Source organism: Thermodesulfobacteriota bacterium, from assembly GCA_040758155.1.
GTDB lineage: Bacteria > Desulfobacterota > Deferrimicrobia > Deferrimicrobiales > Deferrimicrobiaceae > UBA2219.
Genome location: JBFLWB010000205.1, coordinates 1 through 3220, shown reverse-complemented (window position 1 = coordinate 3220; position 3220 = coordinate 1). Strand labels below are relative to the sequence as shown.

The window sequence follows — 3220 nt, the reverse complement described above, 5'->3', positions numbered from 1 at the left end:
AAGCCTGCGCGGCGAAAAGAAGAAACAATACGGCCGCCGGTCGGGCATGACGGATCATTTGCCCCTCCCTCCGATTCCCGAATAGGACTCTTCAAGATTGCGGGGAATTTTTCCTAATATAACACATCCTGGAGTTCCCCATCGCCCGGAACCATCCGTACGATGGCCTCTCTGCACAAGCGGTTTCGGATAGAAGGGGCGGCGATGCGAAACCGGGATAAAACAACGGGCGGCGCCCCCCCCGGAGGCGCCGCCCGCGGCATCGGAAAGATCCGCCGGCGTTACTTCCTCTTCGGTTCCTTCGCCTTGGCGTCCTTCACTTCCACGGAGACCGCCTGCATGCGGTACTCGATCGTCACCTTCGAGCCCACCTTGAGGTCTCCCGCCACCTTCGTGTCCGCCCCCCGGCCGACCTCCCACTTCTCCTTCCCCTTCTCCACGACGATGACGTCGTCCTTCAGTTCGAGAACGGGACCCGTCACCTGGTAGCTCTTCGGCCCTGCCGCGAACGCAAGGGACGCGGCCAGCAGGAAGACTGCGGCAAGCATCACGGCCTTCTTCATCGCGCGATTCTCCTTTCGGTCTGGGGGATCGGTTCCGCCCGGCGTATCATTAACGGTAAATATATAACAACGTGGAACGACCGGGGACCGAAGGAGGCCGCCGCGATGAGGTACAAACTGCTGGGCAACACGGGCTTGAGGATCTCGGAGCTGTGCCTCGGGACGATGACGTTCGGCGAGGAGTGGGGATGGGGGGCATCGAAGGAGGAGTCGCGCCGGATCTTCGAGGCGTTCGCGGAGGCGGGCGGGAATTTCGTAGACACCGCCAACCTGTACACCGGCGGAACGAGCGAGCGGCTCACGGGGGAATTTTTGAAAGGGCGCAGGGAGCGGTTCGTCCTCGCGACGAAGTACACCCTGACCATGTCCCCCGACGACCCCAACGGCGGCGGAAGCCACCGCAAGAACCTGGTGCAGTCGCTCGAGGCCAGCCTCAAGCGGCTCGGCACGGACTACGTGGATCTGCTATGGGTGCACGCCCACGACATCGCGACGCCGGTCGAGGAGACGATGCGCGCGCTCGACGACGCGGTGCGGGCCGGCAAGACGCTCTACGTCGGGATCTCCGACGCCCCCGCGTGGATCGTCTCCCAGGCCAACACCCTCGCCGCGCTCAAGGGGTGGACTCCATATGCCGCCCTGCAGATCCAGTACGGCCTCGCGGACCGGACGCCCGAGCGCGACCTGCTGCCGATGGCGAAGGCGCTGGGGCTCGCCGTGACGCCCTGGGGGGTCCTCGGCGGGGGGGTCCTCTCCGGGAAATACCGGTCGCCGAAGGACCGGCCGGCCGGGACACGCTACGCCACCGACGAGAGGTGGGCCGAGCTCAACGTGACGGAGCGCAACGTCCGGATCGCGGACGCGGCGGGGGCGGTCGCGAAGGAAATCGGCCGGAGCGCGTCCCAGGTGGCGCTGGCCTGGGTCCGCCAGCAGCCCTATGGTCCGATCGTCCCGATCTTGGGTGCGAGAACGCTCGCGCAGCTCAAGGACAACCTCGGCTGCCTCGATTTCACCATCGGCCCGGAACAGCTCGAAGCGCTCGACGCCGCGAGCCGTGTGGAGCCGGGATTCCCGCACGACTTCCTCCTCCGGGGGAGGCCGTACGTGTTCGGAAAAACGTTTCCCCTGATCGACTTCCATCGTTAAAGTAGAAACCAATCCGTCCACCGGGAGGACCGCCATGCAGGAATTCGAGAAGCTGGGAGTCTTCTATCTCGGGCGCGAATTCGACCTGGAGAAGGGCGCGCTTTCGGCGGAGCCGGTGCTCTACGATTCCCGGGACCTGACGACCCACGCGGTCTGCGTGGGGATGACGGGGAGCGGCAAGACGGGGCTATGCGTCTCGCTGCTGGAAGAGGCGGCGATCGACAACATCCCCGCCGTCGTGATCGACCCCAAGGGCGACCTCTCCAACCTGCTGCTGACGTTTCCGGAGCTGCGCGACACCGACTTCCTCCCCTGGATCAACGAGGAGGACGCCCGCAGAAAAGGGATGGCGCCGGCCGACTTCGCCGCGGCGCAGGCGGCGCTCTGGAAGAAGGGGCTGGCGGACTGGGGGCAGGACGGGGAGCGGATCCGCAGGCTGCGGGACAGCGCCGAGTTCGCCGTCTACACCCCGGGCAGCACCGCCGGGATCCCGGTCTCCATCCTGAAATCGTTCGCCTGGCCGGGCAAAGCCGTCGTGGAGGACCCCGAGCTGCTGGGAGAGCGGATCGGCGCCACGGCGACGGGGCTGCTGAGCCTCCTCGGGATCGAGGCGGATCCTCTCCAGAGCCGGGAGCACATCCTCATTTCCACCCTTCTCGACGACGCATGGAAACGGAAGCAGAACCTGGATCTTCCCGGCTTCATCCAGGCGATCCAGACGCCGCCCGTCGCCCGCGTGGGCGTCTTCGATCTCGAATCGTTCTTCCCTTCGAAGGAACGGTTCGCCCTCGCCATGAAGCTGAACAACCTGCTGGCCGCGCCGGGATTCTCCGCGTGGCTCGAGGGCGACCCGCTCGACATCGGCCGGATGCTCCACACGGAGACGGGGAAGCCGAAGGTGTCGATCTTCTCCATCGCCCACCTGAACGACGCCGAGCGGATGTTCTTCGTCACCCTCCTGCTCACCCAGCTCCTCGGGTGGATGCGCGCCCAGCCGGGGACCGCCAGCCTGCGGGCGCTCTTCTACATGGACGAGATCTTCGGGTACTTCCCGCCCGTGGCCAATCCCCCGTCGAAGGCGCCGCTGCTGACGCTGCTGAAGCAGGCCCGGGCGTTCGGGCTGGGGATCGTCCTGGCGACCCAGAACCCCGTGGACCTCGATTACAAGGGGCTCTCCAACGCGGGCACCTGGTTCCTGGGCCGGCTCCAGACCGACCGGGACAAGGAGCGCGTGCTCGACGGGCTGGAAGGGGCCGCCGGCGGCGGGGCGGGACGGTTCGACCGGAAGCGGATGGAGCAGCTGCTGGCCGGCCTCGGCCAGCGGGTGTTCCTGATGAACAACGTCCACGAGGACGCGCCGGTCGTCTTCCAGAGCCGGTGGGCGATGTCGTACCTGCGGGGGCCGCTGACCCGGACGCAGATCAAGCAGCTCATGGACCCGGTCAAGGCGGCGCGCTCCGCCTCCGCGCCCGCGGCCGCCCCCGCCGCCGCGCCCGCGGCCGCCCCCGCCG

At 67.1% G+C, this 3220-nt stretch carries 3 protein-coding genes; 2 read left to right on the top strand and 1 reads right to left on the bottom strand.

Going from position 1 to position 3220, the window contains the following annotated elements; translation table 11 throughout:
* Positions 1–281: 281 nt before the first annotated feature.
* Complete coding sequence (locus AB1346_14140) at positions 282–563, bottom strand: hypothetical protein (protein ID MEW6721582.1); 282 nt, start codon at positions 561–563, stop codon at positions 282–284.
* A 105-nt stretch (positions 564–668) separates the two neighbouring features.
* Here AB1346_14140 and AB1346_14135 point away from each other — a divergent pair, with 105 nt between their 5' ends.
* Positions 669–1709: an aldo/keto reductase gene (locus AB1346_14135; GenBank protein MEW6721581.1), complete on the top strand. Its 1041-nt coding sequence runs from the start codon at positions 669–671 to the stop codon at positions 1707–1709.
* Between the two features lie 34 nt (positions 1710–1743).
* Positions 1744–3220, top strand: a 1477-nt coding sequence (locus AB1346_14130; GenBank protein ID MEW6721580.1) for a DUF87 domain-containing protein, incomplete at its 3' end; no start/stop codon positions are given.